The sequence below is a fragment of the Streptomyces sp. NPDC039430 genome, assembly GCF_055639435.1.
Map to the genome: position 1 here is coordinate 117,455 of NZ_JBVKAK010000013.1, position 26,670 is coordinate 144,124.

The 26,670-nt window shown below is 70.8% G+C and carries 21 protein-coding genes; 6 read left to right on the forward strand and 15 right to left on the reverse strand.

The genetic code is table 11. From position 1 onward, the window contains the following. Position 1: 1 nt before the first annotated feature. From ACZ7LS_RS28125 to ACZ7LS_RS28145, 5 genes are all read right to left on the reverse strand, one after another. Positions 2 to 1,972, reverse strand: a complete 1,971-nt coding sequence (locus tag ACZ7LS_RS28125) for an ATP-dependent DNA helicase (protein WP_385134518.1) — start codon at positions 1,970 to 1,972, stop codon at positions 2 to 4. Between the two features lie 38 nt (positions 1,973 to 2,010). Next, positions 2,011 to 3,942, reverse strand: a complete 1,932-nt coding sequence (locus ACZ7LS_RS28130; protein WP_382523437.1) for an IucA/IucC family protein — start codon at positions 3,940 to 3,942, stop codon at positions 2,011 to 2,013. Positions 3,943 to 4,079: 137 nt separating this feature from the next. Then, positions 4,080 to 4,817: a GNAT family N-acetyltransferase gene (locus tag ACZ7LS_RS28135; RefSeq protein WP_382871825.1), complete on the reverse strand. Its 738-nt coding sequence runs from the start codon at positions 4,815 to 4,817 to the stop codon at positions 4,080 to 4,082. 41 nt (positions 4,818 to 4,858) lie between these two features. Continuing rightward, positions 4,859 to 6,772 carry an IucA/IucC family protein gene (locus ACZ7LS_RS28140; RefSeq protein ID WP_385134521.1) on the reverse strand — a complete coding sequence of 638 codons (1,914 nt, stop codon included), beginning with the start codon at positions 6,770 to 6,772 and terminating at the stop codon, positions 4,859 to 4,861. Positions 6,773 to 6,809: 37 nt separating this feature from the next. Next, positions 6,810 to 8,168 carry a diaminobutyrate--2-oxoglutarate transaminase family protein gene (locus ACZ7LS_RS28145; RefSeq protein WP_385134523.1) on the reverse strand — a complete coding sequence of 453 codons (1,359 nt, stop codon included), beginning with the start codon at positions 8,166 to 8,168 and terminating at the stop codon, positions 6,810 to 6,812. Between the two features lie 329 nt (positions 8,169 to 8,497). Between ACZ7LS_RS28145 and ACZ7LS_RS28150 the strand changes: the two genes are divergently transcribed. Further along, positions 8,498 to 9,724, forward strand: a complete 1,227-nt coding sequence (locus ACZ7LS_RS28150) for a trypsin-like serine peptidase (RefSeq protein ID WP_385134524.1) — start codon at positions 8,498 to 8,500, stop codon at positions 9,722 to 9,724. A gap of 94 nt (positions 9,725 to 9,818) precedes the next feature. Here the strand turns inward: ACZ7LS_RS28150 and hflX are convergent, their stop codons facing one another. The 6 genes from hflX to miaA all read right to left on the reverse strand — a co-directional run bounded on the left by hflX (position 9,819) and on the right by miaA (position 18,010). Continuing rightward, on the reverse strand, positions 9,819 to 11,309 hold the full coding sequence (gene hflX / locus ACZ7LS_RS28155; RefSeq protein ID WP_382523422.1) for a GTPase HflX: 1,491 nt from the start codon (positions 11,307 to 11,309) through the stop codon (positions 9,819 to 9,821). Positions 11,310 to 11,433: 124 nt separating this feature from the next. Next, the gene (locus ACZ7LS_RS28160) at positions 11,434 to 12,975 is read right to left on the reverse strand and encodes a M1 family metallopeptidase (protein ID WP_385134526.1); all 1,542 of its coding nucleotides are present in this window, start codon (positions 12,973 to 12,975) and stop codon (positions 11,434 to 11,436) included. Between the two features lie 214 nt (positions 12,976 to 13,189). Further along, a complete protein-coding gene (locus tag ACZ7LS_RS28165; protein WP_382671901.1) occupies positions 13,190 to 15,340 on the reverse strand; it encodes a RelA/SpoT family protein in 2,151 nt (716 codons plus the stop codon). Positions 15,341 to 15,457: 117 nt separating this feature from the next. Then, the gene (gene dapF, locus ACZ7LS_RS28170; protein ID WP_385134529.1) at positions 15,458 to 16,459 is read right to left on the reverse strand and encodes a diaminopimelate epimerase; all 1,002 of its coding nucleotides are present in this window, start codon (positions 16,457 to 16,459) and stop codon (positions 15,458 to 15,460) included. 34 nt (positions 16,460 to 16,493) lie between these two features. Then, positions 16,494 to 16,946, reverse strand: a complete 453-nt coding sequence (locus tag ACZ7LS_RS28175; RefSeq protein WP_382523703.1) for a hypothetical protein — start codon at positions 16,944 to 16,946, stop codon at positions 16,494 to 16,496. A 125-nt stretch (positions 16,947 to 17,071) separates the two neighbouring features. Continuing rightward, a complete protein-coding gene (miaA, locus tag ACZ7LS_RS28180) occupies positions 17,072 to 18,010 on the reverse strand; it encodes a tRNA (adenosine(37)-N6)-dimethylallyltransferase MiaA (RefSeq protein WP_385134531.1) in 939 nt (312 codons plus the stop codon). Between the two features lie 293 nt (positions 18,011 to 18,303). Between miaA and ACZ7LS_RS28185 the strand changes: the two genes are divergently transcribed. Then, positions 18,304 to 18,465: a gliding motility protein gene (locus ACZ7LS_RS28185; RefSeq protein WP_382523407.1), complete on the forward strand. Its 162-nt coding sequence runs from the start codon at positions 18,304 to 18,306 to the stop codon at positions 18,463 to 18,465. Between the two features lie 40 nt (positions 18,466 to 18,505). Next, positions 18,506 to 18,754 (forward strand): antitoxin, encoded by a 249-nt coding sequence (locus tag ACZ7LS_RS28190; RefSeq protein ID WP_382523404.1) that lies wholly within the window; start codon positions 18,506 to 18,508, stop codon positions 18,752 to 18,754. 187 nt (positions 18,755 to 18,941) lie between these two features. Here ACZ7LS_RS28190 and ACZ7LS_RS28195 read toward each other — a convergent pair whose 3' ends face one another. Together ACZ7LS_RS28195 and miaB are read right to left on the reverse strand one after the other, a co-directional pair. After that, complete coding sequence (locus tag ACZ7LS_RS28195) at positions 18,942 to 19,676, reverse strand: class III extradiol dioxygenase subunit B-like domain-containing protein (RefSeq protein ID WP_382523401.1); 735 nt, start codon at positions 19,674 to 19,676, stop codon at positions 18,942 to 18,944. Positions 19,677 to 19,816: 140 nt separating this feature from the next. Continuing rightward, the gene (gene miaB / locus ACZ7LS_RS28200; RefSeq protein WP_382523398.1) at positions 19,817 to 21,304 is read right to left on the reverse strand and encodes a tRNA (N6-isopentenyl adenosine(37)-C2)-methylthiotransferase MiaB; all 1,488 of its coding nucleotides are present in this window, start codon (positions 21,302 to 21,304) and stop codon (positions 19,817 to 19,819) included. Between the two features lie 118 nt (positions 21,305 to 21,422). Here miaB and ACZ7LS_RS28205 point away from each other — a divergent pair, with 118 nt between their 5' ends. Continuing rightward, the gene (locus tag ACZ7LS_RS28205; protein WP_385134534.1) at positions 21,423 to 22,424 is read left to right on the forward strand and encodes a TAXI family TRAP transporter solute-binding subunit; all 1,002 of its coding nucleotides are present in this window, start codon (positions 21,423 to 21,425) and stop codon (positions 22,422 to 22,424) included. Positions 22,425 to 22,485: 61 nt separating this feature from the next. On the opposite strand, the gene ACZ7LS_RS28210 is transcribed toward ACZ7LS_RS28205, so the two are convergent. Further along, positions 22,486 to 23,877, reverse strand: coding sequence for a sensor histidine kinase (locus tag ACZ7LS_RS28210; RefSeq protein WP_382879824.1), 1,392 nt, complete (start codon positions 23,875 to 23,877; stop codon positions 22,486 to 22,488). 6 nt (positions 23,878 to 23,883) lie between these two features. Next, positions 23,884 to 24,597 (reverse strand): response regulator transcription factor, encoded by a 714-nt coding sequence (locus tag ACZ7LS_RS28215; protein WP_382523389.1) that lies wholly within the window; start codon positions 24,595 to 24,597, stop codon positions 23,884 to 23,886. Positions 24,598 to 24,893: 296 nt separating this feature from the next. Here ACZ7LS_RS28215 and ACZ7LS_RS28220 point away from each other — a divergent pair, with 296 nt between their 5' ends. Both ACZ7LS_RS28220 and ACZ7LS_RS28225 read left to right on the forward strand, forming a co-directional pair. Next, entirely contained in the window at positions 24,894 to 25,679 is a 786-nt protein-coding gene (locus ACZ7LS_RS28220) for an amino acid ABC transporter ATP-binding protein (RefSeq protein WP_129773642.1), read from the forward strand. 151 nt (positions 25,680 to 25,830) lie between these two features. Then, positions 25,831 to 26,664 carry a glutamate ABC transporter substrate-binding protein gene (locus ACZ7LS_RS28225; protein WP_382523386.1) on the forward strand — a complete coding sequence of 278 codons (834 nt, stop codon included), beginning with the start codon at positions 25,831 to 25,833 and terminating at the stop codon, positions 26,662 to 26,664. Positions 26,665 to 26,670 lie beyond the last annotated feature (6 nt).

The window sequence follows — 26,670 nt, forward strand, 5'->3', positions numbered from 1 at the left end:
CTCAGTGCCCCTCGGCCTGGGCCACCGCGTCGATCGACGCGAGGGAGCGCCGTACCTGATTACGGTCCGTGGTGTACCAGAAGTCGGGCAGTGACGCCCGCAGGAAGCTTCCGTACCGCGCGTTCGCCAGCCTCGGGTCCAGTACGGCCACGACGCCCCGGTCCCCGCTCGCCCGCACCAGACGTCCGGCGCCCTGGGCCATCAGCAGGGCGGCATGCGTCGCCGCCACGGCCATGAACCCATTGCCGCCGGCCTCCTCGACCGCCTTCTGCCGTGCGCTCATCAGCGGATCGTCGGGGCGGGGGAAGGGAATCCGGTCCATCACCACGAGCTGGGAGCTGGGGCCCGGCACATCGACGCCCTGCCACAGGGACAGCGTGCCGAACAGACAGGTCTTCGGATCGGCGGCGAACGCCTTGATCAGCTCGCCGAGCGTCTCCTCGCCCTGGAGCAGGATCGGGGCGTCGAGCCTGCCCCGCAGCTCCTCGGCGGCCGCCTGGGCGGCCCGCATCGAGGAGAAGAGCCCGAGCGTACGGCCCCCCGCCGCCTCCACCAGCTCCGCCAGCTCATCCATCATGTCGTCGCGTGAGCCCTCCCGGCCGGGCGTGGCCAGATGGCGTGCGACATAGAGGATGCCCTGCTTGCGGTAGTCGAAGGGCGAGCCGACATCGATGCCCTTCCACTGCGGGACGTCGTCGCCCTCGGTGCCCTCCGGCGCCAGCCCCAGCGAGGCGCCCACGCCGTTGAAGTCGCCGCCGAGCTTCAGCGTCGCGGAGGTGAGCACGACGGAGCGGTCGGTGAAGAGCTTCTCCCGCAGCAGCCCCGAGACCGAGAGCGGGGCGACGCGCAGGGACGCGCCGAACCGGTCGTGCCGTTCGTACCAGACCACGTCCCACTCGGAACCGTTGGCGATCCGCTCGGCCACGCTGTGGACGGATTCGACGGAGGCCAGCGCCTGCTTCCGTACGACATCCTCGTCCTGGACGGACTTGTCACGGGTCGAGCCGAGCGCCGAGATGACCGTACGGGCCGCGTCGCGCAGCGCCATCAGCGCGTAGCCGAGGTCCTCGGGGATCTCTTCGAGCCGCCCGGGGAGGGCCAGCTCCATCAGCCGCTCGAAGGTCTCGGCCGCCGTCTGGAGGGCGTCCGCCGCCTTCTCGTTGACCAGCTTCACCGAGCGGCGCACGGCGCGGTGGACCTGCCCCGGGGTCAGCTCGCCGGTGGCGACTCCGGTGACCCGCGAGACCAGCTCATGGGCCTCGTCGACGATCAGCACCTCGTGCTGCGGAAGCACCGGGGCGCCCTCGATCGCGTCGATCGCCAGAAGCGCGTGGTTGGTGACGACGACATCGGCGAGCTTGGCGCGCTCACGCGCCAGCTCGGCGAAGCACTCCGCGCCATAGGCGCATTTCGTCGCCCCCAGGCATTCCCGCGACGAGACGGAGACCTGGGACCAGGCGCGGTCGGAGACCCCGGGGGTCAGATTGTCGCGGTCGCCGGTCTCCGTCTCGTCCGCCCAGTCCCGTATGCGCAGCAGGTCCTGGCCCAGCTTGCTGGTGGGCGCGGCCGCCTCGAACTGGTCGAAGAGGCCGTCCTCCTCGTCCTGCGGCACCCCCTCGTGCAGCCGGTGCAGACAGAGATAGTTCGAGCGGCCCTTGAGCATGGCGAACTCCGGCCGCCGCCGCAGCAGGGGATGCAGGGCGTCGACCGTACGCGGAAGGTCTCGCTCCACGAGCTGGCGCTGCAGCGCCAGGGTGGCCGTGGCCACCACGACCCGCTCGCCGTGGGCCAGGGCCGGCACCAGATAGCCCAGTGACTTACCGGTGCCGGTGCCGGCCTGGACGAGCAGATGGGACGGGGCGTCGATGGCTTCGGCGACGGCCTCGGCCATGGTGACCTGGCCTGGCCGTTCCACACCGCCGACGGAGCTGACGGCGGCGTGCAGGAGCTCGGGGAGTGATGGCTTCGTCATAGCCCGACCACCCTACGGGGCCCCGCTGACAACGGAGGTCACTCGCCCGCCCGCCGGACGGCGAGCGGGTTCGGCACCGTACCGTGCACGGCGGCGTGCGGCCGGTGGGAACGGTCCCGGTAGCCGTCGAGATGCAGCCGGTTCCGGTTGAGGCAGAGGCGCTCGATGCGGGGCGTGAGCAGGTCGAATGTCTCGAACCGCTCCTTCAGTTCGGGGAACCGTGACTGGTACCGGAGGATCTCCGCCCGTACGAGGGACCAGAACTCGTCCTCGGGCACGCCCAGTTGGTCCTGGCACAGCGGTGCGAGATAGCGGAAGACGCCGACGAAGAGCCCTGAATGGATGAACTGGGTGAGGAAGGACGGCTCTTCCGTCAGCAGGACGCTCTTCACGTCCTCGGGCATCGAGTCGTGCTCGGGCAGCGGCCGCGCGCTGATGTTCACATCGTCGACGAAGTCCTTGATCGCGAGCCGTACCGGCACGTCCTGGCCGTCGAAGACGACGATGGCGTTCTCACCGTGCGGGGAGAAGACCGTCCCGTAGCGGTAGAGGAAGTGCAGCAGGGGCGGCAGCAGCGCGGCGAAGAGCCGCTGGAGCCAGTCGGCGGGCGTGAGTCCCGAACGCGCGACCAGTTCGGCGGTGAACGCCAGGCCGTGCGGATCCGTATGGATGAGGGAGGCGAGTGTACGGGCGCGCTCACCGGAGGCCAGGCGGGTCTGGAGGGGCTCGCGCCAGATCGCGCCGAGCAGTTCCTTGTACTGGTACGGGACCTCGGGGAGGTGATCGTAGAGGGGATGTTCAACCGTGACGGAGGCGACCTCACCGAGCAGGATCACCCCGCATTCGTCGCGGAGGAAGGTGTCCGAGTCGCGCACCCCGTGCATCCACGCGGTGACGGCGGGGGCGGCGAGCGTGCGCTCCGTGGGGAGGCCGCGCCAGACGAGGGTGTTGAGGATGGACAGCGGCAGTTTGACCGTGTGCCGGTCGGGCCGTCCGAGGTTGAGGAAGGTACGGATGGACTGCTGCGGCAGCCGGAGATCACCGTCGGTGGGGAGCGGGACGATCGCTCCCTCGGCTATGGCGGGGGCGTAGAGCTGGAGCAGTACCTCGTCCCACTGCCAGGGGTGCACAGGGAGGTAGAGATAGCCGGCGGGGTCGAGCCCCCGGCCGCGGAGTACGGAGTCGAAGCGCTCGCGGACGGCGTCGTCGAGCTCGCCGGCGTAGAGCCGGTCCGGCGTGTCCAGCGAGCCGACTCCCCGGTACGTGGCGAGCGAGGTGCTGGCCGCGATCCAGGGCAGCTGGGTGGGCGTACGGGCCTCGGGCGCCCAGCGGTCGGCGTCGGTGGCGGAGAAGCCGCCCCGGCCCTTGTTGAGGACGATCCAGGGGTGGCCGGTCTGGTGACCTTCGAGTTCGGCGTAGCCGAGGTCGGCGAGGCGTGCGGCGCTGAGGGCGGTGTGGTCGAGCTTCGCGTCGGCCGCGATGGTGGTGGTGAGCTCGCGGACGAGATGGCCGAGGGTCGCGCCGTCGAGGGCGAGCAGCCGGCGGGACAGCAGCAGGAAGCGCAGGGGATCGGTGAAGCGGCGGCCGTCGCAGGCGAGGGAGCCGGGCTCGACGCGCCAGCTGCCGTAGGCGCCGCGTGTCGCGCGGAAGGTGAGCGTCTCACCGCCGTCGAGAGTCAGGGCGTACGGGAGTCCGTCCGCCGCCGGGACCGGTGCCGCCGCCGGGACCGCCGGCTCTGCCGCTCCCCGGACAGGTGCCGGCTCGATGATCTCCTCGTACGCGAACTCACCGATCAGTTTGGCGAGAAGGCGGCCGGCGGCCCGCTCCCAGGCCCGCGGGTTCAGCTCGGGTGGGGAGAACAGCCCGCCCGGCTCGGTGGCACGAGTGGAACCGTTGGAGCCGCTGGATTCGCTGGGGGATATGGGGCCGGTGGGGCCGGCGGAGTCATGGGTCGCAGGGGACGTCGGCACGTGGACTCCTCGGGGAGGGAACCGATGGGAACGAGGTCATCGAGCTGTAGGTCGATCGAGCGGGGCGGGCATCGCGGCGGAAGGGGCGTCGCGGCGGGCTGAGCGTCGAGGCGGGCCGGCCAAGGGGAGCCGATCGTTCACAGCAGGTCGCGCAGGGCACGTTCGCGGACCATGAGAGCGGCTCGTTTGCCGGGCAGATCGACTTCCGCGGAGAACCGGAAGCCGGCGCTGAGGAAGGCGGAGACGGAGGGCGTGTTACGGAGGTCGGGCTCGGCGATCACGCGCCCGCAGCGCGGACGGTGGTCGAGGACGAGATCGGAGACGGCTCCGAGGAGGGTCGTGCCGACTCCGCGGCCGCGGTTGGCGACGCCTCCCACCAGGAGATGGATCCCGGTGTCGTGCGGGCGCGCGGGGTAGTGCCGTGCGAGCGGGTCGAGGTCCGCGCGGTAGATCTCCCAGTAGCTCATCGGGACCCCGTCGAGCACACCGAGACAGGGGACGCTGCGGCCGTCGCCTTCGAGCTGCGGGCGCAGGTGGGCGGCGGTGACCTCGTCCGGCCCCGCCAGCTCCCAGAAGGCGGCGACGGCGGGGTCGTTCATCCAGCGGCTGATCAGCGCCACATCGCGGGCGAGGCGTACCGGCACGAGCTGGAAGACACCCGTGGAAGTGGCGGCGGGACCCCATCCGGCCGGGGCGTCGAGCAGATCTCCGCCGGCGGGGTCGTCGCGCGACGGGGTCAGGGCCATCGGATCACCCTCTCCGAACAGTGCGACGAGTTCGTCGGACCACCGCATGTCGAGGGTGTCGTCGGTGCCCCCGCCCGTACGCGGGGTGGGGCCGGCTCCGGTGTCGGTGCCGGCATCGGTGGGAGACACAGGGGAGTTCTCCTCTCGGCGGTGTGGACGATTCATGCCCTTCAACGGCGAAGGGGGTTGGCGATGGTGACGTAGACGGACTGGGTGTCGACGGGCCCGACGAGTTCGTCGAGGCCGTGCAGCCGGGTGAGCATGTTGGCCTTGCAGCGGAGGGTGGAGGCCTCCAGGAGCCGCTCGGGCAGCGGTGAGCCGAGCCCGGCCGCCCCGGCGAGGAACTGGCGGAAGGCGGCGATCAGTACGCGTTCATCGGCGAGGCCCTGCGCGCCGAACGCGCCGATCAGACCGAAGACGTTGTTGATGCCGAGGTAGTAGGCGAAACGCTCGTCGGTGACGTCGTCGGAGACGAAGGTGTCGCTGGCGGCGCCGATGCCGGGCAGCCTGCGTTCCAGCGCGGCACGGTGGGACTCGCGGAAGTAGTAGCCCTGGTTGTCGCGGTAGCGCCCGCCGACGGGCCAGCCCGCGGCGTCCAGGAGGACCAGGGTGTTCTGCTGGTGTGCCTCCAGGGCGATGCCCGCCGTACCGTCCAGCCAGAGCACCGGGCGTACGACCTGGTCCAGGTAGCGCAGGAACCACTCGGCGGCCACGGCCCCGCCGGAGCGGCCGGTGCGGGCGGCGAGCGTGGAGACGATCCCGGCCAGCCGCGACCGCATGCCGGTGCGGCCCGGGCAGGGGCGCGCCGCGGTGAGTCCGGCGATGCAGACGGCGTCGTCCCCGGCGGTGAACGGGTTGTGGCGCAGCATGACGTCGAGTCCGGTCACGGCTTCGCCGTCCTCGGTGTCGACGCCGAGCCAGGCGGGGTCGCGGACGATGTCGAAGCCGGGGTGGGCGGCCTGCCACTCCTTGGCGAGTCCGCTGCGCAGCAGCCGCTGGACCTCCACGCCGCGGTGCAGTTCCTTGCGGAGGTTCTCGCGGCGGGAGTTGGTGATGCGTACCCCGAGGGAGAGCTTGAGCATGGCGGGGGCGCCGGGCCGGTAGACGGTACGGATCGAGGAGGTGGGGTGCCAGGGTGCGCCGTGGGCGCCCAGGTCGTGGAGGAGACCGGCGTCGAAGAGGCGGGCCACGGCGGGGCGGTGCCTCACCTCACGTGCCTGCCAGGGGTGGAGGGGCAGGGCGACGGTGTGTTCGGGAAGGGGGACGTCGCCGAGCAGGCGCGCCGTGAGCTTCTCGGCGGGCAGGACGCGGCCCTGCTCGGTCCAGGCGGAGTCGGTGGCGAGTACGGACCGGTCGACGGCCATCCAGTGCAGCGGGAACGAGCCGCGCGACTCCGGTGAGTAGAGCCGTGCCTCGGCCTCGGAGAGCCCTTCCCTGCTCTTGGGCGTGGGGTGCAGGGGGTGGCCGAGGAGGAGCGACTGCTCGGCGGTGAGGAAGAGGTCGGCGTCGGGCGCGGCTTCTGGGCGGCGTCGCCGCTCGGTGAGGAAGTCGGCGGTGTGGAGCAGGGAGTTGGCGACTCTGCCGACCAGTTCTCCGCCCTGGTAGCGGCCCGACTCCCGGCCCAGGAGGGCGGCGACGGTGACGGCCTCGGCGGCGGGGGCGTCCCGGGGGGCGCTTTCCAGGAATGGCATCCCGAAGCGGTGCCAGCCCGTCACCGACCAGTACCGGACGGGGACGAGCAGTGCGGTGCCGCTGGCGTGGAGGGGGATCCGCAGGACGTGGTCCTCGGGGCGGGGCAGATCGTTCTCCCTGACCCAGCAGCGCAGCAGATTCTCGACGGCCGCCGCGTCGGCGGCCTTCAGCGGATCGGGGTGGTCGAGCTGGTCGGCCACCGGGACTCCGGCGAATGTGTCGGCACCGGTGGCGAGTTGGCCGTCGAAGCCGCCCGTCGGCTGCCGTGGCACCGTCGTCGGCTCGACGGTGCCGGAGGCGCGGGACGCGTCCTGCCCCCGGTCGTGTTCTCCGGGGTGGGCGGTGGGGCGGCCGGCGGCCTCGGGCACATCAGGTGCGGGGGTGGAGTTCACGGCGGGGGCTTCCTTGTGAGGGTGTCCGGGGGCAGTTCTAGGGGCCGGTTTCTTTCCGGCGGAGTGCGGCGCGCTCGGCGGCGGCCAGGGCGTCGGCGAAGCGGTCGAGGACCGCGACGGCCTGCTCGTCGGTGAGCGTGAGCGGCGGGAGCAGCCGTACGACGGCTGCCTGACGTCCGCCCAGTTCCACGATGAGGCCGCGGCTCAGACACTCCCGCTGGACGGCTGTGGCGAGGGCCGGATCCGGCGGGGCCGGGTCACCGGCTTCCGGGACGACGAGTTCCACACCGATCATGAGACCACGGCCGCGCACGTCTCCGATACAGGAATGGCTGGCCGCCAGCCCCTGGAGCTGCCCCAGCATGCGCGCGCCGAGGATCGCGGCGCGGTCGGCGAGGTGGTTCTCCCGTACGTAGGCGAGGGTGGCCGCGCCCGCCGCCATCGCGAGCTGGTTGCCGCGGAAGGTGCCGGCGTGGGCGCCGGGCGGCCAGCAGTCGAGATCCGAGTGGTAGACGATCACGGCCAGCGGGAGGGAACCGCCGATGGCCTTGGACATCACCATCACATCGGGGGTGATCCCGCTGTGCTCGACGGCCCAGAAGGTGCCGGTCCTGCCGACCCCGGTCTGCACCTCGTCGGCGATGAGGGGGATGGAACGGGTGGCGGTGATCTCGCGCATCCTGCGCAGCCAGTTGTCGGGGGCGGGGATCACCCCGCCCTCGCCCTGCACCGGTTCGAGGATCATCCCGGCGGGGGTGGCCAGGCCGCCCTTGGGGTCGTCGAGGAGGTTCTCGGTCCAGCGGGCGGCGAGTTCGGCACCGCGCTCCCCGCCGATGCCGAACGGGCAGCGGTACTCGTACGGATACGGCAGCCGGGTCACCCGTACGTCCTCGGCTCCTCCGGAGGCGGCGAGGGCTCCGGCCGTCATCCCGTGGTACGCGCCGGTGAAGGCGAGGAGCCCGGAACGGCCGGTGGCGGTACGGACGAGCTTGAGCGCGGCCTCGACGGCGTCGGTGCCCGCGGGGCCGCAGAACTGCACCCGGGCGTTGTCGGCGAACCGCGGTGGCAGGGTGGCGAACAGCTCGGTGGTGAACGCGTCCTTGACGGGTGTCGCCAGGTCGAGGACATGGAGCGGGGCCCCGGAGTCGAGGACCTTCCTGATCGCGTCGAGCACGACCGGATGGTTGTGCCCCAGGGCCAGCGTGCCCGCGCCGGAGAGGCAGTCCAGATACCGCCGCCCGTCGGCGCCTTCGATGGTCAGTCCCCGCGCGCGCACGGGCACGATGGGCAGGGACCTCGCATAGGTGCGGGCCGCCGATTCCCGTAAGGACTGCCGCCGGAGAATGCCCTCGTGGGCGACGGTCGGTGCCGCTGGAAGGGGTTCGGTCACGGCCACGGCTGTCGGTCCTCCCGTTGTCACACTTCGTGTCACAGTCAGTCAGTTGTCGTTCGTCGTCTGTCAGTACGGCGCTCGCCCGCCGAATGTTCGACCGGTGCACGCCGACGTGAGACGGGGCGCCCGTCCCTTACGTACAAACGACGGGAAGTGCCCGGGATCACGGGCAGTTGAAAGATCCTTGGGACGCGGAACCGCCGCCCTGCCGCACGCCGTCGCCATCGGCACCGGCATAGTGGGGGGCCGTCGTCCCGGCTCCGGTACCGCGACCGGGGCGCACCATACGTTTCACCGTTCCGAATTGTCCGAAGTCCCAGGGGGATCACGCCATGCGACCCATTCGCACCACGCTCGCCGCACGCCGTGGAAGGAGCCCACGGCGCAGAACCTCCCCCGTCCTCGCCTCGGCGGCGATGGCCGCGGCGCTCGCGCTGACGGCCACGGCCTGCGGGCCGGAGGAGGACAACGCCACCGGTCAGGCGAGCGACGCCGCCACCGCCTCGTCCGACGGCAAGATCCAGATACCCGACGAGCTCAAGGACCGGCTCAAGGAGCGCGGTTTCGATCTGGACAAGTGGAGGAACGGCGAGTGGAAGAACTGGGACAAGGACACCTGGCTGCGTGAGGCCAAGGACTACATCAACCCGATCATCGAGGGTCTCTGGGACCCGGACCGGATGCGGGACGCGGAGAAGCCGCCGGAGAAGGCCGTCGCGGAACAGGACATCTCCGGCGACGCGGGCGTGACCGACCCGACTCCGGATCCGGTCACCGCGCAGGCCGTGAACGCGCCGTACCGCGAGAACGCCGCCGAGGCGGGCAAGTTGTTCTTCGACGGCCCCGAGGGGTCGATGGTCTGCTCCGCGACCGTGGTCGAGGACCCGGCCCACCCCGGCAAGTCCAACCTGGTGTGGACCGCGGGCCACTGCGTGCACGCGGGCAGGACCGGCGGCTGGTACCGCAACCTCGCCTTCGTCCCGTCGTACAACAACAGCGGTCTGTCGACGGCCGATCTGGAGACGGCCCCCAAGGAGCAGATCGCTCCGGAGGGCGTGTGGTGGGCCGACTGGGCACAGACCTCCGAGCAGTGGATCTCGCAGGGCGCCTCGACCGGCGGCCAGGGGGCTCCGTACGACTTCGCGGTCGTCCATGTCACTCCGGAGAAGGGCGGCACCGGCAAGTCCCTGGAGGAGACGGTCGGTTCTGCGCTGCCTGTGGAGTTCAACGCTCCGGCCACCCCGCAGATCGACGCCATGACGGCGACCGGCTACCCGGCGGCGCCGCCGTTCGACGGCCAGAAGCTCTTCCAGTGCCAGGACAAGCCGGGCCGGCTGTCGCTGACGGCCGACGACCCGACGATGTACCGGGTCGGCTGCACCATGACCGGTGGCTCGTCCGGTGGCGGCTGGGTCGCGAACGGCGCGGACGGCAGGCCGGCCCTGGTGTCCAACACCTCCATCGGTCCGGTCACGGCGGGCTGGCTCGCCGGACCGCGTCTCGGTGAGGTCGCCGAGGGCGTCTTCGACGGCGTCAGCGAGAAGTTCGCCGGTCAGTGACGCGCGGGCCCGTCCGGGGCCCGTACGCACGAAGGCCCGCCCCCTCCTCACGGAAGGGGCGGGCTTCGTCCTGTACGGACCCCGGGGCCTGCGGTCAGCCGGCCACCGGTACATACGGAGCGAGCGCGGCGGCCAGCTCCTCATGGACACGCGCCTTGAGGACCGTGCCCTCCGGGGCGTGTTCCTCGGAGAGCACCTCGCCCTCGGCATGGACCCGGGAGACCAACGAGCCCTCGGTGTACGGGAGAAGCACCTCGACCTCGACCTCGGGCCTGGGCAGCTCCTCGTCGATGAGCGTGAGCAGCTCGCCAATCCCCTGGCCGGTACGCGCCGAGACGGCGATCGCGTACCGCTCCGCGCGCAGCAGCCGCTGGACCACCAGCGGATCGGCCGCGTCGGCCTTGTTGATCACCACGATCTCGCGTACGTTCACCGCGCCCACATCGCGGATCACCTCACGCACGGCGGCGAGTTGCTCCTCCGGCGCGGGGTGCGAACCGTCCACCACGTGCACGATCAGATCGGAGTCACCGACCTCTTCCATCGTGGAGCGGAACGCCTCGACGAGGTGATGCGGCAGATGCCGGACGAATCCGACCGTGTCGGCCAGGGTGTAGATCCGGCCGCTCGGGGTCTCGGCCCGGCGCACGGTCGGGTCGAGGGTGGCGAACAGCGCGTTCTCCACCAGCACGCCCGCGCCGGTGAGCCGGTTGAGCAGTGAGGACTTGCCCGCGTTGGTGTATCCGGCGATCGCGACCGACGGCACCTTGTTGCGCCGCCGCTCCTGCCGCTTGATCTCGCGGCCGGTCTTCATGGCCGCGATCTCCCGGCGCATCTTCGCCATCTTCTCGCGGATGCGCCGCCGGTCCGTCTCGATCTTGGTCTCACCGGGACCGCGGGTGGCCATGCCGCCACCGCCGCCGCCACCCATCTGACGGGACAGCGACTGACCCCAGCCGCGCAGGCGCGGCAGCATGTACTGCATCTGTGCCAGCGCGACCTGCGCCTTGCCCTCACGGGACTTGGCGTGCTGGGCGAAGATGTCCAGGATCAGGGCCGTACGGTCGACGACCTTGACCTTGACGACGTCTTCGAGATGGATCAGCTGGCCGGGGCTCAGTTCACCGTCGCAGACGACGGTGTCGGCGCCGCTCTCCAGCACGATGTCCCGCAGCTCCTGGGCCTTGCCCGAGCCGATGTACGTGGCCGGATCCGGCTTGTCACGGCGCTGGATCACACCGTCGAGCACGAGCGCACCCGCCGTCTCGGCGAGCGCCGCCAGCTCCGCGAGTGAGTTCTCGGCGTCCTGTACGGTCCCCGAGGTCCATACGCCGACCAGCACCACGCGCTCCAGGCGCAGCTGCCGGTACTCGACCTCGGTGACGTCTTCCAGCTCTGTGGAAAGGCCCGCCACACGCCGTAGCGCGGCGCGCTCGGAACGGTCGAACTGATCGCCGTCCCGGTCTCCGTCGATCTCTTGGCTCCAGGCGACGTCCTCTTCCATCAGGGCATCGGCCCGAAGGCTTTCCGTGCGGGGGTCCGCGAAACGCTGTACGTCCTGGGAAGGGGAGGAAGAGGAGGTCATTGGATCCTTACGTCGAAGAGAAATCCGCTACGTCAGTCACAACGCGTGACGACGGGAAATGATTCCCGACCGCGTCGTCGACCATTCGATGGTGACACGGTTCCGTCCGGCCGTCACTCGGGTTTCACGCCCTGTTCCCGTGCGGCGCCCCGGTGCCGTGCGGTGCCCCGGTGCCGTGGGGCGTCCGGTCCGGTACGGCGTGCCGGTTCCGCGGGGCGTTCTGGTTGCCGGCCGGTGCCTCGGAGCGCCAGTCGGGGTGGCCGGGCATCGGCGGAGTCTTCTGCCGGTACAGCCACGCCGTGAAGAACGCGGACAGATCACGCCCCGCGACGGACGACGCCAGTTCGGTGAAGTCCGCCGTCGTCGCCGTCCCGTCCCGGTGGATCCGTACCCAGTCCCGTTCCAGGCGGGCGAAGGCCTGCTCGCCGACCTCATGGCGCAGCGCGTACAGCACCAGCGCGCTGCCGTCGTACATCACCGGCCGGAACAGGCTGATCGGCTGCCCCTCCACCGGCGGTTTCGGGCTCGCCGGAGGGCCGCCCGCCGCGCGCCAGCCGTTGGACTGCCGGTACGCCTCCCGCATCCGGGTCTCCATCGACTGCCCGGCGTGCTCCTGCGCGTAGCGCATCTCGTACCAGGTGGCGTGTCCCTCGTTCAGCCAGAGGTCGGACCACCTGCGCGGGGAGACGCTGTCGCCGAACCACTGGTGGGCCAGCTCATGGACCATGACCGAGTCGACGTACCACTCCGGGTATCCGGGCTGGGTGAACAGGGAGCGCTCGAAGAGCGAGAGGGTCTGGGTCTCCAGCTCGAAGCCGGTGTCGGCGCCCGCGACCAGCACACCGTAGTTCTCGAACGGGTACGGCCCGACCTGCCGCTCCATCCAGCCGATCTGGTCCGGCGTCTTCTTGAGCCACGGCTCCAGCCTCTGGCGGTCCGCGGCCGGCACCACGTCCCGTACGGGCAGTCCGCCGGGCCCCTGGCGACGCACCACGGCCGAGTCACCGATGGAGACCTGGGCCAGTTCGGTGGCCATGGGGTGGTGGGTGCGGTAGGTCCAGGTGGCGATCGCGCCCGCGCGTGCCCTGCCTTCCTGTACGCCGTTGGCCACGGCGGTCAGCCGTGCGGGCGCGGTGATCCGGAAGGTGAAGTAGGCCTTGTCGGCGGGGTGGTCGTTGCTGGGGAAGACGCGGTGGGCGGCGTCGGCCTGGTTGGTCATCGCCAGTCCGTCGCCGGTCCGTACCCAGCCGCCGCGGTTGCCCGTGGGGTCGCTGGTGTGGCTGACGGTGATCCGCATCCGCGCGCCGTCCTCGACCGGCGCGGCCGGGGTGATCACCAGATCCTCACCGGCCGTCGCGAAGCGCGCCGCCGCGCCGTTCACCTGGACCGAGCGGACCTTTCCGTGGGTGAAGTCCAGGTTGATCCGTTGCAGCCGCTGGGTCGTCTGGGCGTCGATCTTGGTGACGGCGTCCAGCGGCTTGGTGTTGTCGCCGCCGTAGGTGAAGTCGAGGTCGTAGGTGAGCACGTCGTAGCCGGGGTTGCCGAGCCGCGGGAAGAGCGGATCGCCGATGCCGAGCGGCTCGGGGGCGGGCAGGGTCGCGGCGACGAGGGAGACCGAGGCGGCGGCCAGCAGGGCGGCGCGCAGTCGGCGGTTGGTGAGGAGCATGCCCCACGGCTACCAGCGCCTCCCTGGCGCACCGTGACGGCGCGCTCCGCACCCACCCGAAAGGGGCAGGTCAGAGCGCGGGCACGGGCCGGATGCCGATCGGCACACGGTTGACGAACACCGTCCTGGCCGGACGAGCACTCCCGTGGCCGGACGAGCGCCGTCGTGATCGGACGAGCGCCGTCGTGATCGACGGACACACCCGGCGGAAGGGTCAGGCCGTCGCCGGCTGCTGGGCGCGGCTGACGTCGTACACCCCCGGTACGTCGCGCATCGCCCGCATCAGACCGGGCAGGCCCGCCGCGTCCGGCAGCTCCAGCGTGTACGTGTGCCGTACGCGCTGTTCGCTGGGGGGCTCCACGGTGGCCGCGACGATCGCGGCGCCCGCCGTGGCGATGGCTTCCGTGAGATCGGCGAGCAGCCGCGGACGCCCGAAGGACTCGGCGTACAGCGTGACCCGGCACTCCGGCGCGTCTCCCCAGCTCACCGCGACGGGGGCGCGGTCGAGAGCCCGCATCCGTTCCACCGCCCGGCACTCCTGCCGGTGGACGGTGACCACGCCGCCGCGGACCGCGAAGCCGGTGACGGCGTCGGGGGGTACGGGCGTGCAGCAGCCCGCCAGCCGGACCGTCGCGCCCGGCAGGTCCACCACGGCGTTGGCGACGTCCCGCCGGCCCGTGCTGACGGCGAGGGCCGCGCGGGGCGTGGCGGCGGGGAGCCCCACCGTTTCCGGGTGCGCCGCGAGCCATCCCGTGATCGCGATCCGGGCGGCGGCGGTACGGGCGTGGCTCAGCCACTCAGGGGACGGCCCCGAGACCGCGTCGCCGTCCAGCAGCAGCTGGACGGTGTCGCCGTCGCTCAGGACGGTGCTGAGTGTCGCCAGCCGGCCGTTGACGCGCGCCCCGATGCAGCCGTGCGCGGCCTCGCCGTACTGCGCGTACGCGGCGTCCACGCAGGTCGCCCCGGCCGGGAGCCCGAGCATGCCGCCCTCGGCGCGGAAGACGCTGATCTCCCGGTCCTGGGCGAGGTCCGCGCGGAGCGTGGTCCAGAAGGTGTCCGGGTCGGGCGCCGCCTGCTGCCACTCCAGCAGCCGCGAGAGCCAGCCGGGCCTGGTCGGGTCGGCGCGCTCGCCGTCCTGCGGCTCCCCGGCGGACTCCGTCGCGGTACCGGCCGGGGCGGCGGTCCCGGAGGCGGATCCCGTACCGTCCGGCGCGTTCGCGTTCTCCACGGACGCGTACGGATTGCCGAGGGCGACGACCCCCGCCTCGGCGACCTTGTGCATCTGGTGCGTACGGATGAGGACTTCGGCGACCGCCCCGTCGGGGCCGGCCACCGCGGTGTGCAGCGACTGGTACAGGTTGAACTTGGGCGCGGCGATGAAGTCCTTGAACTCGGAGATGACCGGCGTGAAACAGGTGTGCAGCTCGCCCAGGACCGCGTAACAGTCGGCGTCCTCGCCGACGAGCACCAGCAGCCGTCCGAAGTCCGTGCCGCGCAGCTCGCCGCGTTTCAGCCCGGACCGGTGTACGGAGACGAAGTGCCGCGGCCGTACGAGGACTTCGGCGGCGATGCCCGCTTCGCGCAACACCTTCCTGACGTCCTCGGAGATCGCCGCGAGAGCGTCCCCCGCGGTGGCGTTGTCGGCGATCAGGGCACGGGTGTGCGCGTACTCCTCGGGGTGGAGGATGGCGAAGACCAGGTCCTCCAGCTCGGTCTTGAGGGCCTGCACACCGAGGCGTTCGGCGAGCGGGATGAGGACGTCGCGGGTGACCTTGGCGATACGGGCCTGTTTCTCGGGGCGCATCACACCGAGGGTCCGCATGTTGTGCAGCCGGTCCGCGAGCTTGATCGACATCACTCGGACATCGTTGCCAGTGGCCACGAGCATCTTGCGGAACGTCTCGGGCTCCGCGGCGGCGCCGTAGTCGACCTTCTCCAGTTTGGTGACCCCGTCGACCAGATAGCAGACCTCTTCACCGAACTCCGCGCGCACCTGATCGAGCGTCACGTCGGTGTCCTCCACGGTGTCGTGGAGGAGAGAGGCCGTCAAAGTCGTGGTCTCGGCGCCCAGTTCGGCGAGGATCAGGGTCACGGCCAGCGGATGCGTGATGTACGGCTCGCCGCTCTTGCGGAACTGCCCGCGGTGCGAGGCCTCGGCGAGGACATACGCCTTGTGCAGCACGCCGAGGTCGGCGTCCGGGTGGTGTGCGCGGTGGGCGTCCGCGACATGGCCCATGGCGTCGGGCAGCCGGCCCCTTGAGGTGGGGCCCAGTAACGCGGCCCGGCCGATTCTGCGCAGGTCGATCCGGGGAAGGCCGCGTCTGCGACTGATCTGGGCACCAGGGTTGGCGGCCTCTGCACTCATGGGCACCTCCGGCAGCTTCGACCGGCGGTGAAGAGCAAGGGCGCCCTCCGGGCCGGTGCTTGATGCTACCGAGCCCACCACGTGGAGCAGTCCCGCTCTCGCCCGGCGTGAAACGGATCACCCATTCGAGCGAGCTTCAGGGCGAGTTGCGAAGGCCGTTTCGAGCCAGGCCGGATCGATGTGCCCCTCCGCGACGATGACGGCGGGTCCTGTCATCTCGATCTCGCCGTCCGGGTGCTCCGTGATGACGAGCCGTCCGCCGGGCAGGTCCACGGTGTAGGTGACGGGGGCTCCGGTCACCGCGGGATCGGTGCCGTCCCTGCGGGCCGCGGCGACGGCCACGGCGCAGGCGCCCGTACCACACGAGCGGGTCTCGCCCGAGCCGCGCTCATGGACGCGCATGGCGACATGGCGGGGGCCGCGGTCGACGACGAATTCGACGTTCACTCCGTCCGGGTAGACGGACGCGGGGCTGACCGGCGGCTCGGAGAACAGGTCCCCGGCGTGTGCAAGCTCCTCCACGAAGGCGACCGCGTGCGGATTGCCCATGTTGACGTTCCGCGCGGGCCACTCCCGGCCGCCCACGGCCACGGTCACCGCGTCGGCGGGGAGCACCGCACGTCCCATACGGACCGTGATGCCGCCGTCCTCGGCCCCTGCCGCGCTGTCCGCGCTGTCGTCCGTGCTCGCGGTGATCGTGCCGCTCATGGCGCTCGCGGCGCTCGCGGCGCTCTTGGGGAGATGCGCCCACTTCACGCCGCCGCGCGTGGCCACCGGCAGATCGCCCGCCGTCACATGGCCGGCCCGCTGGAGATAGCGGGCGAAGACCCGCACGCCGTTGCCGCACATCTCGGCGACGGACCCGTCGGCGTTGCGGTAGTCCATGAACCACTCCGCCTCACCTGCCATGGCGCGCGCCTCGGAATGCGCGGCGGACCGTACGACATGCAGCAGCCCGTCGCCGCCGATGCCGGCCCGGCGGTCGCACAGGGCGGCGACGACATGCGGAGGCAGGTCGATGGCGTTGTCCGGGTCGGGCACGATCACGAAGTCGTTCTCGGTCCCGTGTCCCTTGAGGAAGGCGACCGGCGTGGTCGGGGAAGTGCTCACGGGATCCATCGTACGAGCCGGGTCCGACATCACGACCGCGCGGTCAGCGCAGCCGGGCGACCCGCCAGACGGCGAGGGCGACGAGGGCCGCGGCCACGGAGAGGTACAGGGCGATGACCCGCCAGTCGGGGCGTTCGCCGGAGGCGCGGGTCGGCAGGCCCGGCCAGGTGTGGCCGACCCTGCGGGCGGCCATCATGCCCCAGCCCGCCGCGCAGCAGCTGATCAGCAGCCCCAGCATGGCGACGACCGCGCCGCCGTCCCCGGTGCCGAAGGCGAGGGGGAAGGCGAACATCAGCGAGCCGATCGCGGCGAGCCCCACGATCGGGGCGAGCTGCCAGATCCGCAGCCGACGCTGGGGACGCAGCTCGACCTCGACCTCCGGGGTCTCGACCTCCGGGGGCGTGGTCTCGTCCTCCGGCCCGTCCGGGCTCAGCCCGGGAGAGGCTTCCGGAATGCCCGGTGCCGTGGGTTCTCTGTCGCGAGGGCCGGCCTCCATCGCCACGCGCCCTCCCCAATCGGACTTCACTGGTCGATCGATGCCCGATGGTCGATCGATGCTCGATGATGGCACGCCCGGAGGTACCGCGAGGGCGCACGGAGCGTCCCGATGCCATCACGTGATCAGGCTGTGACCGCTCGTTCGACCAACGCCAGCGCCCGGCGCGGCAGTTCCTCCCTGTGCTCCGATCCGCCGCCCAGCCAGTGGACCCGCGCGTCGCGGCGGAACCAGGAGTCCTGGCGGCGCGCGAAGCGCTTGGTGGCGCGTACGGTTTCGGCGCGCGCCTCGTCGTCGGTGCACTCCCCCGCGAGCGCCGCGAGCACCTGCTGGTAGCCGAGCGCGCGCGAGGCGGTGCGTCCTTGGCGCAGGCCCCGGTCCTCCAGGCCCCGTACCTCGTCCACCAGTCCCGCGTCCCACATCCGGTCCACGCGCTGTGTGATCCGCGCGTCCAGCTCGGGGCGGGCGACATCGACGCCGATCTGCACGGTGTCGTAGACCGAGTCATGGCCCGGCAGATTGGCGGTGAACGGCTTGCCGGTGATCTCGATCACCTCCAGTGCCCGGACGATACGGCGGCCGTTGCTGGGCAGGATCGCGCGGCCGGCCTGGGGATCGGCGGCGGACAGCCGGGCGTGCAGGGCGCCGGACCCGCGCAAAGTGAGCTCGCTCTCCAGCCGGGAGCGCACCTCGGGGTCGGTGCCGGGGAAGTCGAGGGCGTCGATGGCACCGCGTACGTACAGTCCGGAGCCGCCCACCAGGACGGGGGTACGGCCCGCGGCGAGCAGCCGGTCGATCTCCGCCCGCGCGCGCCGCTGGTACTCGGCGACGCTGGCGGTCTCGGTGACCTCCCAGATGTCCAGGAGGTGATGCGGGATGCCGGCACGCTCCTCCGCCGTCAGCTTGGCGGTGCCGATATCCATCCCCCGGTAGAGCTGCATGGAGTCGGCGTTGACGACATCACCGTCGAGTTGCCGGGCGAGATGAACGCCCAGATCTGACTTGCCGGCCGCGGTGGGACCGACGACGGCGATGACCCGCGGTGGGGTAGCTGCGCTTCTCACTGTCCCAGTCTCGCAAACACACAGGCCGCTCCCCGAACGAGTTACGTGACGGCACACGGTCGGCTTCGTTGCCTGTTGCGAGGTTCCGGCCGCCGGTTTTCTGGCCGGTGCCCCTGGGCGGCGCAATGGGACGCTCCGGGCGGCGCGGAATTTCGCCCCCACGAGTAATGTATGGAGAAGATATGGGTGTTTTTTCACGGTTTCGCCGGAAGTCGGTAGCCGCGTCCGAGGCGTCAACCCCAGAGGCACCGGCCACCACTCCGACGGCCGATTCCGCCGCGGACAGCGCTGTCGTGGCGGCGGAGGCGGAATCCGGGGAGACCGGAGCGGCGACGGCCGAGCCTGCGGAGAGCGCCGGGTCCGGGACGGCGGCGGCCGAGGGCCTGGAGATCCCGAAGCAGCAGTCGGCGGAGGCCGCGGCGGACAATGAGGCCGGGAAGAGCACCCGCAAGTAGGCTGCAAGTAGGCTGTTGTCTCTCCGAGGGAAGGTGGCCCATGAGCTTCCTGGATTCATTGAAGGCCAAGATCGGCCCGGCCAAGAACAAGGTCGCTGACCTCGCTCAGCAGCACGGGGACAAGATCGAGCACGGGCTGGAGAAGGCCGCCCGTACGGTCGATCAGAAGACCAAGGGCAAGTACAGCGGCAAGATCGACAGCGGGACGGGCAAGGCCAAGGACGCCTTGGGCAAGCTCGCTCACAAGGATGACGGCACCACTCCGCCGCCACCGCCGCCCGCTTCCTGATCCTCTCCTGTTTCTGTCCTGATCCTCGGCACAGAATGGCCGGACACCACCGGCCGGGACGGCCGCGGGGCGCCGCGCAGCGCTTCGCGGCCGTCGCCTTGTCCGCCCACGGGTGCTGTGCACTCCGGACCGGGCCTGCCGTCACGGCCCATCGGCGCCGTCACGGCCCGTCGGTACCGGGAAGGCTCTACGACCAGGCCGCGACGAGATACCCCACGCCGTAGGGCGCGGCCTCGTACAGCAGCTCGCCGCCCAGGCCGGCCTCTTCCGCGGCGCCCGCGAGCACCTGCCAGGGCGCCCGGCCCGCCACCTTGAGTTCGTACGCCAGCTCCGCGTCCAGCGCCTTCAGCGCCGCCACGTCCGCCGTACCCAGGGCCCTGGCGGCCTCCTTGTCGAATCCGGCCGCCCGTTCGTCCAGATAGCCCGGCGCCTTCAGGGAGCGGCACGCGCTGGCGTCGCCCATCACCAGCAGCGCCACCCGGCCGTCCTCCGCGGCGATCCCCCGTCCCGTCCGCAGGCACCGTTCGGCGTCGAGGCGTTCCCCCACGCCCAGTCCGCTGACGGGAGCGGCGGTCCAGTGGGTGTGTGCGAGCAGCCAGGCCGCGACCGCCAGGGACGCGGGGAGTTCCCGACCTGGGCTTTCACCGGAGCCGGCTTCCGCCGCGGCCGGGCCCGCGCCCAGTACGACATCGAGGTCCACGCCGAAGCCGCGGAAGGACCCGGCGGTCCCCGGAGGGTGCTCCCCGCGGCGGTCCCGTTCGGCGGGCCCGACGACGATCAGCCGTTGCGGCCTGGCGGCCGCCAGCACCCCGAGGGCATCGGCACACGCGGCGCGCGCGGCATCGAGCTCGGGGGCGGCTCCGGCGGCCACGGCGGGTACGAGCAGGGGCGGGCTGGGACACACGGCGGCGGCTACGAGCATGATCCGCAGCCTAGACGAGCGGATCCGAAGCTCGTCCGTGAGAAGACCTGTCCGTGAGAAGGCCCGTCGGGTCAGAGGGCCCGTCAGGTGAGAAGGCGCGTCAGGTGAGAAGGCGCGTCCGCCCGGCGGGCGGTGGCCCGTCACTCGACGGAGCAGCCGCCCGTCACCGCCGGCAGCGGGGCCGGCACCCCGACCGTGGGCAGCCCCAGCAGCACACCCGCCGGTTTCGCCGCCTCGGTCGCGTTACGCCGGTCCCAGGCGTCTCCGGCACGGGTACGGCGTACCTTCCGTGTCGGTCCCTCGGCGAGCAGGTGGTGCGGCGCGGCGTAGGTGATCTCGACGGTGACCACATCGCCGGGACGCACCTCCTCGTCCGGCTTGGTGAAGTGCACGAGGCGGTTGTCGGGGGCGCGTCCGGAGAGCCGGTGCGTGGCACCGTCCTTGCGCCCCTCACCCTCCGCGACCATGACCTCAAGCGTCCTGCCGACCTGTGTCTTGTTCTCCTCCCAGGAGATCTCCTCCTGGAGGGCGGACAGCCGCATATAGCGCTCCTGGACGACCGCCTTGGGGATCTGCCCCTCCATCTCGGCGGCCGGGGTCCCGGGGCGCTTGGAGTACTGGAAGGTGAACGCCTGGGCGAAGCGCGCCTCGCGCACGACCCGCATGGTCTGCTCGAAGTCCTCCTCGGTCTCGCCCGGGAAGCCCACGATGATGTCGGTGGAGATGGCGGCGTGCGGGATGGCGGCGCGCACCTTGTCGATGATGCCGAGATACCGGTCCTGCCGGTACGAGCGGCGCATCGCCTTCAGGATGGTGTCCGAGCCCGACTGGAGCGGCATATGGAGCTGCGGCATCACGTTCGGCGTCTCGGCCATCGCCGCGATCACGTCGTCCGTGAAGTCGCGCGGGTGCGGTGAGGTGAAGCGGACCCGCTCCAGGCCCTCGATCGCGCCACAGGCCCGCAGCAGCTTGGAGAAGGCCTCGCGGTCGCCGATGTCGGATCCGTACGCGTTGACGTTCTGGCCCAGCAGCGTGATCTCGGAGACGCCTTCGGCGACCAGCGCCTCGATCTCGGCCAGGATGTCGCCGGGGCGGCGGTCCTTCTCCTTGCCTCGCAGCGCGGGGACGATGCAGAAGGTGCAGGTGTTGTTGCAGCCGACGGAGATGGAGACCCACGCGGCGTAGGCGGACTCGCGGCGGGTCGGCAGCGTGGAGGGGAAGGCCTCCAGCGACTCGGCGATCTCGACCTGGGCCTCTTCCTGGACCCGTGCGCGCTCCAGGAGCACCGGCAGCTTGCCGATGTTGTGCGTACCGAACACGACATCGACCCAGGGGGCGCGCGTCACGATCGTGTCGCGGTCCTTCTGCGCCAGGCAGCCGCCGACGGCGATCTGCATGCCCGGCCGCTTGGTCTTCATCGGCGCCAGCCGGCCGAGATTGCCGTAGAGCTTGTTGTCGGCGTTCTCCCGCACCGCGCAGGTGTTGAAGACAACGACATCCGCGTCCCCGTCGGAGCCTTCGGGCGCGCGGACGTATCCGGCTCCCTCCAGCAGGCCCGACAGCCGCTCGGAGTCGTGGACGTTCATCTGGCACCCGTAGGTGCGTACCTCGTAAGTCTTCGCGCTCATCTCGCCCACCAGGGTACGGGGTCACCCGGTTCGGCTGCCCGGGGATTCCCCCCGGCGCCCGTGGCGAGCAGAAGACAAGGCCTGGCCATTACGGGGAGTGAGCTGACAGGATCGGGACATGTTCGGCCCCGTGTCCCGTATCAGCCGCGGCCGCGCTCTCCGGGGCGCCGCCGCGGTGCTGGTGCTGCTCGGGCTGCTGCTGTGGTGGCTGCTGCCGATCGGGACGTCCTCGCCGGCCGGCTCGGTCACGTTCAGCACGGGCGTGAAGACCGGGGTCTACCAGCGGTACGGAACGCTCCTGAAGCAGGATCTCGCCCGTGATCTGCCGGATGTGTCGATACAGCTCAGGACCAGCGAGGGCTCGCAGCAGAACATCGCGTGGGTGGCGGCCGGCGAGGCCGATTTCACCATCGCCACCGCGGACGCCGTCGCCAAGTACCAGAAGGACGGCAAGCCTGACGCGGACCGGCTGCGCGGCTGCGCCCGGCTGTACGACGACTATGTGCAGCTGGTCGTCGCGAAGGACTCGGACATCCGCTCCACCGCCGGTCTGCGCGGTAAGAAGGTGGGCGTGGGGCAGGAGGGCTCGGGGGTCCGGCTGATAGCGGACCGGGTGCTCTCGGCGGCGGATCTCGATCCGCGGAAGGACATCGTCCCGTTCTCGGTCGGGATCGACACGATGCCGGGCCTGCTCGAACGGGGCGAGCTGGACGCCTTCTTCTGGTCGGGCGGGCTGCCCACCGGCGCGGTACAGGACCTGTCGGAGCGCTTCGACATCCGGCTGGTGCCGCTGGAGCCCGCGCTGGTCGACAGGCTGCATGCCTCGGGCGAGGCGGCGTCCCGCTACTACCGCTCCGCGGTGATACCCGCCGACGCGTACGGCAAGGCGCAGAACGGCACGGCGGTATCGACGGTCGCGGTGGCGAATCTGCTGGTGACCACCGACCGGATGAGCGCCGGGCTGACGGAGGGCTTCACCCGCACGGTCATCGACAGCCGGGACCGGATAGGCGACGAGGTGCATCCCGCCCAGCTGGTGGATCTGCGGACCGCGATCTATACGGACCCGCTGCCGCTGCACGAGGGCGCCAAGCGGTACTACCGGTCGGAGAAGCCGTAGCTCCCGTCAGCCGGGCAAGCGCCTGATCATGCCGTCGGGTCGGGCCATGGGCGGGCTGTGGTCAGGCCGTCGGGGATGATCTCGGAACGCTGAGCGTGACCCGGAGTCCGCGCGGTTCGCCGTGCTCGTAGTCGATCGAACCGCCGCCGGCCGCGAGCAGGGCCCGTGCGATCGACAGGCCGAGGCCCGATCCCTTGATGTTCTGGTCGCGGTTGCTGCGCCAGAAACGGTCCCCGATCCTGGCGAGCTCGTCATCCGTGAGACCGGGACCGCCGTCGTTGATGACGACCATCGAGGTCGTGCCGTTGCGGGCCACCGTCACCGTGACCTCCCCACCGGCCGGGGTGAACTTGAGCGCGTTGTCGATCACGGCGTCCAGGGCGCTGGAGAGCGCGATGGGGTCGGCCCAGGCGGTGACCGCGGCGCGGTGCTCGGTGAGCCTGACGCCCTTCTCCTCGGCGAGGGCCCGCCAGGCGGCGACCCGCTCGGCCGCCAGCTCACCGATGTCGGTGAGCCGCAGATCCGCGGCGGTGTGCTCGGCCAGCGCCAGATCCAGCAGATCGTCGAGGACCTGTGCGAGGCGCTTGCCCTCGGTCCGTACGGAGGCGATCTCCTCGTTCCCCTTGGGCAGTTCGAGGCCGAGCAGTTCGATACGGAGCAGCAGCGCGGCGAGCGGATTGCGCAGCTGGTGCGAGGCGTCCGCCACGAAGGCGCGCTGCTGCTCCAGCACATCCTCGACGTTGTCGGCCATCTCGTTGAAGGAGCTGGCCAGCCGTCGCAGCTCGGGCGGACCACCGGCCGCGGCGACCCGGGAGTTCATCCGGCCGGTGGCGATGTCGTGGGTGGCCGCGTCCAGTACCCGTACCGGACGGAGCACCCAGCCGGTCAGCCGGATCGCGGCCCCGACGGCGAGCAGCATGGCCGCCGCCTCGCCCGCGGCGATGATCAGCCAGCCGCGGAGAACGCGCGAACGCATCTGGCCGGTCGGTGAGTCGGTCACCACGACGGCGACGACGTCTCCGTCCCGTACGACCGGCGAGTCGACGATCAGCCGGCCGTTCTGCCAGGGCCAGACCTGCTCGGGGTCGCCGCTGCGGCGGCCGAGCAGCGCCTCCTCGAAGGACTGCCGGGCGGGGCCCTCCGCGGGGACGCTCCAGCCCTCCGGGGCGCGGGCCATGACGCCGTTGTCGCGGTAGAAGACGCCCGCCCTGACCCCGTACACCTCGTAGTACCTGGTCAGTTCCGCGTCCAGCATCGCGCGCCGTTCCTGGGCGCCCGGGCGGCTCTCGGAGACGAACTGGGCGAGGGCCGCGACCCGCGAGGTGTCGTCGATCCGGTCGATGACGACACGCTGTTGCTCGGCGGCGGCGAGGCTCACGGCGAGCGGGAAGCCCAGAGCGAGGAGCACGCCCGCCATGAGGATGATGAGCAGCGGAAGCAGTCGGGTGCGCACGGGGCGTTACGGCCCCTGGTGCGCGCCGGGGACGACCAGGCGGTAGCCGACGCCCCGGACGGTCTCGATCAGCGCCGGCATACCGAGCTTGCCGCGCAGGGAGGCCACATGAACCTCCAGCGTGCGGCCCGTGCCTTCCCAACTGGTGCGCCAGACCTCGCTGATGATCTGTTCGCGGCCGAACACCACACCGGGGCGCTGGGCGAGCAGGGCCAGCAGATCGAACTCCTTGCGGGTCAGCTGGACGGCCGTGCCGTCCACGCTCACGCGCCGGGTGGGCAGTTCGAGGCTGAGGCGCCCGAGCCGCTGGGCGCCCTCGGGGGCGGGGGCCGGTTCGTCCCCGCTCACGGTGCGCCGGCTGACGGCGTGGATACGGGCGAGCAGTTCGCCGGTGTCGTACGGCTTGACCACGTAGTCGTCGGCGCCCAGGTTGAGGCCATGGATCCGGGAGCGGACATCGGCCCGCGCGGTCACCATGATCACCGGGGTCGAGGTGATCCTGCGGATCTTGCCGCAGACCTGGTAGCCGTCCTGGTCGGGCAGTCCGAGGTCGAGCAGGACGACCGAGAACGGCGTCTTGCCCACGTTGGCCGCGGGCAGCACCGCCTGGAGCGCCTCCTCACCGCTGCGGGCATGTACGACCTGGAATCCATGCTTGGCGAGCACGGCCGACAGGGCGGCGGCCACATGGTCGTCGTCCTCCACGAGCAGCAGTCTCACGGGCCCCCTTCACGGTCGCGGTTCGGGTCGCGACGTCGGTCGTGTCAATACGTCGCACTCTGCGCGCACTCTTAGTACGTACCAGGCATCCACGCCGATCGCGCACGGTCAGTCAAGGGTCTTCCCGTTACGCCAAGGTTTCCGTTACCCACCCGGTACTCCCCTCACCGCCCTCTTCACGCGGAGTGTCCGGTTGCGGCCGGATCGTTATGCTCAATTTCCGCTCAGATGTAATGACGCTGATCGCAGTGCGTGACTAAGGTCCTCCCAACCGAGGAGGACGGAGCAAAAAGCCGATGAGCGGAGTGTCAGTGACCAAGGGCGCCGAGGGCGCCGTGCCCGCGACGGGTGACCTGGTCGTACTGAGCAACGTGAACAAGCACTTCGGCGCGCTGCATGTGCTCCAGGACATCGACCTGACCATCGCCCGTGGCGAGGTCGTGGTCGTCATCGGGCCCTCCGGGTCCGGCAAGTCCACACTGTGCCGCACCATCAACCGCCTGGAGTCGATCGATTCGGGCGCGATCACGATCGACGGCAAGCCGCTGCCGGAGGAGGGCAGGGAGCTCGCCCGGCTGCGCGCCGATGTCGGCATGGTCTTCCAGTCGTTCAACCTCTTCGCACACAAGACGGTGCTGGAGAACGTCACGCTGGGCCAGATCAAGGTCCGCAAGACGAGCAAGGCGGACGCCGAGGAGAAGGCGCGCGCGCTGCTCGACCGCGTGGGCGTCGGCTCGCAGGCCGACAAGTACCCGGCCCAGCTCTCGGGCGGCCAGCAGCAGCGTGTCGCCATCGCGCGGGCGCTGGCGATGGGCCCGAAGGTGATGCTCTTCGACGAGCCCACCTCCGCGCTGGACCCCGAGATGATCAATGAAGTACTTGAGGTCATGCAGCAGTTGGCGCGCGACGGAATGACGATGGTCGTCGTCACCCATGAGATGGGTTTCGCGCGCTCCGCGGCGAACCGGGTCGTCTTCATGGCGGACGGCCGGATCGTCGAACAGGCCACGCCCGACGAGTTCTTCAGCAACCCGCGCAGCGACCGCGCCAAGGACTTCCTGTCGAAGATCCTGCATCACTGATCCCCGCTCTGGACACGGATCACTCACCCGGGTTCTTTCGCCCGGATCCTTTCGTCCGGATCGTTCGCACGGCTCATCACGGCTCTGCTTACGGTTCTGCCGAGTGCGGCAGAACCGGTTCGTTCACGTCTCACCCGAGGGAAGTTCACGCATGAAGCTTCGCAAGGCAAGCGCCGCGGCGGCCGCCGTTGTCGTCCTCTCCCTGACCGCCACCGCCTGCGGCGGCGACAGCGCGGACAGCGGCAACGGTGGCGGCGACAAGATCACCATCGGTATCAAGTTCGACCAGCCGGGCCTCGGCCTGAAGAAGCCGGACGGTACGTTCGCGGGCTTCGACGTCGATGTCGCGACCTATGTCGCCAAGGAACTGGGCTACGACGCCAAGAACATCGAGTGGAAAGAGTCGCCCAGCGCCGAGCGCGAGAACCTGATCTCCAACGGTGACGTGACGTTCGTCGCCGCCAGCTACACGATCAACGACGAGCGCAAGAAGAAGGTCGACTTCGCGGGACCGTACTTCCTCGCCCACCAGGACCTGCTGGTCCGCTCGGACGACAGCTCCATCACCAAGGCCGCCGACCTGAACTCCAAGAAGCTCTGCTCGGTGACCGGCTCCACCTCGGCGCAGAACGTCAAGAACGACTTCGCGCCGAAGGCCGACCTCCAGAACGTCGGCGGCTACTCCGAGTGCCTGACCGGCCTGGAGAACAAGGCCGTTGACGCCCTGACCACGGACGACTCCATCCTCGCGGGCTACGCCTCGCAGCAGGAGCACCAGGGCAAGTTCAAGCTCGCGGGCCTCAAGCTCAGCGACGAGCCCTACGGCATCGGCCTCAAGAAGGGCGACACCGACCTTCAGAAGAAGATCAACGCCGCGCTGACCAAGATGGAGTCGGACGGCTCCTGGGAGAAGGCCGTGAAGGCCAACTTCGGTCCGGCCAACTACAAGAACGAGCCTGCCCCGAAGATCACCGAAGGCAGCTGAGACAGC